Raw genomic sequence first — 5,594 nt, 5'->3', positions numbered from 1 at the left:
GGGGGCCTCTCCCTGTGCCGGTCGTCGTCTTCGCGGCCGTCCGCTCGTCGTTCACTTGCGCCGTCGTGGGCTGTCACCTGCCGCTGGTCCCGAGTAGCCGGGGGAGCGCAGCGGAGGCGTATCGAGACCGAGGCTGTCGTTTCCCTGCCGCTGGTCGAGTAGCGGCGAGGGACGAGCCGCGTATCGAGACCACCGGCCTTGTCGTGCATCGGAGCTACCGTTCCCGCATGATCACCACCGTCGCCGTCAGCGGCTACCGCTCTCTGCGCGACGTCGTGGTGCCACTGAGCCGGCTCACCGTGGTCACCGGCGGCAACGGCAGCGGCAAATCCTCCCTCTACCGGGCGTTGCGGCTGCTCGCGCAGTGCGGCGAAGGTCAGGTCGTCGGCAGCCTCGCCCGTGAAGGTGGCCTGCAATCGGCGCTCTGGGCAGGTCCGGAGTCCCTCGCCGGTGCCCGGCGGGGCGCACCGGTCCAGGGCACAGTCCGCAAGGGCCCGGTGAGCCTGCGGATGGGGTATGCCGGCGACGACTTCGGCTACCTGGTCGATCTCGGGCTGCCGCAACCGACCGGCCTGCCGACCGCGTTCCAGCGTGACCCGCAGATCAAGCGCGAGCTGATCTTCTCCGGGCCGGTGATGCGGCCGGCCACCACGACCGTGCGACGCGTGCGTGGCTCCGTGCAGGTGCGCGACGGGCGCAGCTGGTCCGACGTGACCGACGGGCTGGCGCCATACCGCAGCGTGCTGGGGGAGTATGCCGACCGGCAGCTCGCCCCGGAGGTCGTCGCCGTGCGTTCGACGGTCCGCTCCTGGCGTTTCTACGACGGTTTCCGGGTCGACGCGGACGCACCGGCGCGCCCACCGCAGGTCGGCACCCGCACCCCGGGGTTGTCCGGCGACGGATCGGACCTCGCTGCCGCGGTCCAGACGATCCTGGAGAGCGGGTTCGGCGACCTGGAACGCACCGTCGCCGACGCGTTCGACGGCGCCCGCCCGCAGGTGCTGGTCGCCGACGGCGTCTTCGACGTCGCGATAGTCCAGCCCGGCATGCTGCGACCTCTCCGGGCGGCCGAGCTGTCCGACGGCACACTGCGCTACCTGCTGCTGGCGACGGCATTGCTGACCGTCGAACCGCCACCGCTGCTCGTCCTCAACGAGCCGGAGACGTCCCTGCACCCGTCGCTCATCCCGCCGCTCGCCCGGTTGATCCGGCAGGCCGCCGGACGCTCGCAGATCGTCGTGGTGTCGCACTCGCAGCCGTTGATCGACGCGCTGCGCGCCGACGACGGCGCAGCGGATCCGCAGGGTCCGCAGGGTCCGCAGCGTCTCGGTGAGGTGGTGCTCGTCAAGGACCTCGGTGAGACCGTCGTCGAGGGACAGGGGATGCTCAGCAGGCCGTCGTGGGAATGGGGTTCGCGCTGACCGGCGTCGCGTTGCAGACTGGCAGGCATGGCTGACGAACAGACCGGCGTGACGGTGACCGGTGTCGGCACCGTGCGGGTGCCGACCAGTGAGGCGGTGGTGCGGCTGCGCGTGCAGAGCCGGCAGCCGCAGCCCGGAGCGGCGCTGCGCGAGGCGGGTGAGGTCGTCCTCCGCGCCGTCGAGACGCTGCATGCGGTCGGCGTGCACGACGGTGACGTGCGCACCGACGCGGTCAGCGTGGCGCCCCATCAGGTGTGGGTGGACGATGCTGAGCAGGTCCACGGGTATGACGCCGCGCAGTCGCTGCACGTACGCGTCGCCGACCTCGGCCTGCTGGACCGCCTGCTCGAGGAACTCGTCGATGCCTGCGGCACGGCACTGGTCAACGAGGACGTCGCCCGGTCCCGCGAGCCGACGGACGCGGCGCTCGCCGAAGCACGCCACGAAGCGGTGGAGCGCGCGCACACCAAGGCGGCCGACTACGCCCGACTCACCGGTCGCACGCTCGGCCGTGCGCAGTCCGTGGTCGAGGTCACCGGCATGCACCGGCCGCCGAGCCCGCGCGGCCGCGCGATGTTCGTCGAAGCCGCGTCGGCGATGCCGATCGCGCAGGGTCAGGACAGCTCGTCGGTCACCGTCGAGGTGCACTGGAGTTTCGAGTAGCACCCACCCATTTCGCCGAGAGCACCCGGTCAGGGCACGAACGGGTAGCGACGTGCCAGCACCGGCAACGCACGCTCGGCGCGCGCGGACAAGGCGCCGTCGAACGCCGCGATGTCGGGCGTCGGGCCGACCCGCTGCGGGCCGGTCCGCTGCGGTCGTCGACGCCAGGTCGCCACCGCCGCGCCACCGTCGAGCAGCACGGCCTGGAACATTCCGTTGCCACCGGGGACGACCAGCGCCAGATGCTCCTCGTCGACCGTCGGCGTGCGATCGGCGTACCCGAGCAGGAGCTCGTCGAAGGCAGGCGTCAGCATCGGGCGCAGCGTCGCGCCGGGGTGCGCCTGCCAGCGTTCGACGGTCTCGGGAGCCGCGAAGTAGGCGGTGTCGCCGGCCACCACCTCGACCAGGCCGGCACGGACCGCGTCCCACACGGGCGCGATGTCGCGGTGCAGCAATCCGCTCCACCACCGGAAGTCGGCGATCGTGGCCGGGCCGCGTGAGTGGAAGTAGCGGGTCGCCCATTCGGCGACGTTCAGGTCGCGGTCGATCGGACGGGAGTCACCGATCCACTCGTCGAAGAGCACGAAGCGCTGCTGACGTCCCTCGATCGGTCCGAGCACCAGGTGGGCGCGAAGGCACAGCGACTGCAACAGATGTGCGCCGCGCTGCCCGTCGGTGCCGATGCCGTGCTCCCGCCACCGCGTGAGAAGCTGCGCGCGGGTCATGCCCGAGCCGCCGGCGAGCTCGTCCGCACTGACTGTCGCGGCACGGTCGATGTCCGCGGCGGTGATGTGCAACTGCTCGTGCCGGCGTCGGACGGAGCGCAGCGTCGGCGCCGCGTTGAGCGCCAGCATCCAGCGCAGATCCTCGGCAGGCACCAGGTGCAGTGTTCCGCGCATCGGCCAGGACCGGACGATCTGTCCGGCGTTGAGGGCCGCGTCGACGTCGCCGACGGTGCCGCCGGCGCGCAGCGCGACCGCCGACCGCGCCGACGCAAGGTCCTGCGCCTGCAGGCACGTCATCCGCTGCACGACGTCCGTCGCCGTGGAGCGCGCACTCGCCACCAGGCCCTGGGCGATGAGTCGCTGCCTGCTGAGCTCGCGGAGTGGTCCTCGGGTCCGCAGCACGATCCGGTCGGTCATCCGGACAGGCTAGGAGCGTCAGCGGACCGAACCGGTCCGTTGGATCGCGGTGGCTTCGATGCGGAAGTCGTGCGTGCGCAGCCGGTCGATCAGGACCCCGCCCAGCGCGGTGGCGGGCGTCAGCACACCGCCGCTCAGGCCTGTCGGCAACGGGCACCGGTCCCGGGAGACGGCCAGGCTCAGAGCACTCTCACCGAGCATCACCGCCGTGGCCTTGTAACCCGGATCCCCTTGTGCCGCAACAGTGCTCTGGTATGACGCCCCGGACGTGGTCGTCGTGCGCAACGTCGCGGTGAAGTGCCCGGAGTCACGGGACTTCTCGTTCGGTCCGTCACCGGGCGCGGGCAGAGCTCGTTCGACGAGCGGGCGCAGGAGCGGCACCGACATCGCGCCGAACGCTGCGCCGAGCCCACCGGCCAGCGCATAACCGCGCAGACGACCGTGCATGCCGCGTCCGGTGCGTTGGACCTCGCGGTAGCGGAATCCGCGGCCGTAGCCGTGCTGCAGCAAAGCATTGCTGCGCCGGACGATTCGGGTGTTGTATGTCGCCATCACGAACGGGCCGGTCCACGCACCGATCTCCGGCGCATAGCGGACCGCCGCGCTGTCCCGCCACTCGCCGCTGGGCTCGGCACCGCGATCGGGGCTGAGACCGAACGTGTCGGTGGCCACCCGCCGCTTGCCCCTGTCGGAGCGCACCTGGTCGAGCTGGTGCATCGCCGAGGCGATGGTCCCGCCGCTGATGCCGCCCTTCATCGTCATGTAGAGAGTGGTGTCGCCCAGGTCGCCCGCCCCGTCGGCATGCACCTGCTCGGCCAGCGCCAGGACACCGAGATCGGAGGGGACGGAGTCGAATCCGCAGGAGTGCACGACGCGCGCCCCGGTGTCGTTCGCGAGGTCGTGGAAGCGGTCGATGGACTCGCGGACGAAGAGCACCTCGCCGGTCAGGTCGACGTAGTCGGTGCCCGCCGCGGCGCAGGCCCCGACGAGCGGGAGGCCGTACTTCGCGTACGGTCCGACGGTGCTGATGACCACCCGTGCGCTGTGCGCGAGTGCTTCCAACGACGCCGGATCGGACGCGTCGGCGACCACCACCGGCCAGCCCGCGGCAGCGCCGGGCAGTGCGTCGCGGACGGACTCCACCTTGGCGCGAGTGCGCCCGGCCAGCGCGATCCGCAGCCCGTCGGGTGTATGGCGCGCGAGGTGCTCGGCGGTCAGCTTCCCCACGAAGCCGGTGGCGCCGAAGAGAACGATGTCGTGATCACGGTTACTCACGGGTACGACTCTAGGTGCGCCCCGGCCGTCAGGCGAGCCGCAGGTGGGTCTCCGCGACGCGGGTGGTCCGGTCATGCAGATCGATGAGCTGGGCCTCCAGGGCATCCGGCGGGGGACCGAGACGGGTCACCAGGCGGCAGGTGGCGAATCCCGCGGATGCTGAACGGTATTGGCTCAGCCACTGCGCTGCTGCGGCGGCTTCGTCCGCGGAGGTCGGCGGCCAGAGGATCTGGGGTGCGCGCAGTCCGCACCGCCACGGTTTCGGGGTCAGCCGGGCGCGACAGGTGTTGTACTTGCGGCACAGGTGCCCGTAGATCTCATCGGTGCCGAGCTGCTCGAACATGGCGGCGGCCTCCGGCGCATCGGGTGCGAGCCCGGCTCCGGTCACCACGACCCGGAAGCCGCCATACGTCTCGTAGACGTGCACGCCGAGCGCCGGGTGCGTCGCCGCGAACGACTCGATGCCGCGCAACGCACGGGATCTCGGGCTGTCGTCGGCGGACGTCCTGCCGCCGAAGAGCTTGCGCAACGACCGGCCGACCGAACGTGCCGCCGGCACATCCACGTCGGCGATGAGCAGGCGGTCGGTGCCGAGCACCTCGGCGCCATACCTGTTGCGCGAGACGATGGCCGCCAGGGCGCCCTCGGCGTCCGGGATCTCCTGCAGGGTCTCCTCCCGCGGCGGCGCCCAACCGTAGGACCCGCGCTTGTCGCGGGCGAGTCCCGCGCGAATCGCCTTGAGACTGTGGGCAAGTCGTTCGTCGGCGACCGCCAGCGCCTCGTCGGCCGATCGGGTCGACCAGCCCCATGCGGTGACCATGCCGGCGCGTGCGACGCGCCAGAATTGCGGCAGTGGGGGGGGGGGGGGGGGGGGGGGGCCCCCCGCACGCCCACCGCCCCCCCCCGCCGGGCCCCCGCCGGCCGCCCCCCCCCCGGCGGCCCCCCGCCCCCGCCGGGGGGGGGGGGGGGGAAGCGCGCGGCCCGCGTGGGTGGCCGGTGGGGGTCTCCCGCCCCCCCCCGGCCCCCCACTGCCGCAATTCTGGCGCGTCGCACGCGCCGGCATGGTCACCGCATGGGGCTGGTCGACCCGATC

The 5,594-nt window shown here is 72.3% G+C and carries 5 protein-coding genes; 2 read left to right on the top strand and 3 right to left on the bottom strand.

Translation table 11 applies throughout. From position 1 onward, the window contains the following. Positions 1-227 precede the first annotated feature (227 nt). Positions 228-1,421 (top strand): AAA family ATPase, encoded by a 1,194-nt coding sequence (locus tag ACTHL4_RS05170; protein ID WP_440281672.1) that lies wholly within the window; start codon positions 228-230, stop codon positions 1,419-1,421. Between the two features lie 27 nt (positions 1,422-1,448). Beyond that, positions 1,449-2,084 (top strand): SIMPL domain-containing protein, encoded by a 636-nt coding sequence (locus ACTHL4_RS05165; protein WP_440281671.1) that lies wholly within the window; start codon positions 1,449-1,451, stop codon positions 2,082-2,084. A gap of 29 nt (positions 2,085-2,113) precedes the next feature. On the opposite strand, the gene ACTHL4_RS05160 is transcribed toward ACTHL4_RS05165, so the two are convergent. From ACTHL4_RS05160 to ACTHL4_RS05150, 3 genes are read right to left on the bottom strand one after another with little or no spacing between them, the layout of a single operon-like run. Continuing rightward, positions 2,114-3,226, bottom strand: a complete 1,113-nt coding sequence (locus ACTHL4_RS05160) for a winged helix DNA-binding domain-containing protein (RefSeq protein ID WP_440281670.1) — start codon at positions 3,224-3,226, stop codon at positions 2,114-2,116. 18 nt (positions 3,227-3,244) lie between these two features. Continuing rightward, entirely contained in the window at positions 3,245-4,501 is a 1,257-nt protein-coding gene (locus tag ACTHL4_RS05155; RefSeq protein ID WP_440281669.1) for a saccharopine dehydrogenase family protein, read from the bottom strand. 28 nt (positions 4,502-4,529) lie between these two features. Beyond that, positions 4,530-5,321 (bottom strand): hypothetical protein, encoded by a 792-nt coding sequence (locus ACTHL4_RS05150; RefSeq protein ID WP_440281668.1) that lies wholly within the window; start codon positions 5,319-5,321, stop codon positions 4,530-4,532. Between the last annotated feature and the right edge of the window lie 273 nt (positions 5,322-5,594).

Source organism: Flexivirga sp. (genome assembly GCF_051955415.1).
Lineage (GTDB): Bacteria > Actinomycetota > Actinomycetes > Actinomycetales > Dermatophilaceae > Flexivirga.
This window is presented reverse-complemented; position numbering and strand designations above follow the sequence as displayed.

What these genes read in the sequence shown, in the direction of transcription:
- ACTHL4_RS05170 (WP_440281672.1), top strand. Translation starts at nt 228, where the DNA reads ATGATCACCACCGTCGCCGTCAGCGGCTACCGCTCTCTGCGCGACGTC.
- ACTHL4_RS05165 (WP_440281671.1), top strand. Translation starts at nt 1,449, where the DNA reads ATGGCTGACGAACAGACCGGCGTGACGGTGACCGGTGTCGGCACCGTG.
- ACTHL4_RS05160 (WP_440281670.1), bottom strand. Translation starts at nt 3,226, where the DNA reads ATGACCGACCGGATCGTGCTGCGGACCCGAGGACCACTCCGCGAGCTC.
- ACTHL4_RS05150 (WP_440281668.1), bottom strand. Translation starts at nt 5,321, where the DNA reads ATGGTCACCGCATGGGGCTGGTCGACCCGATCGGCCGACGAGGCGCTG.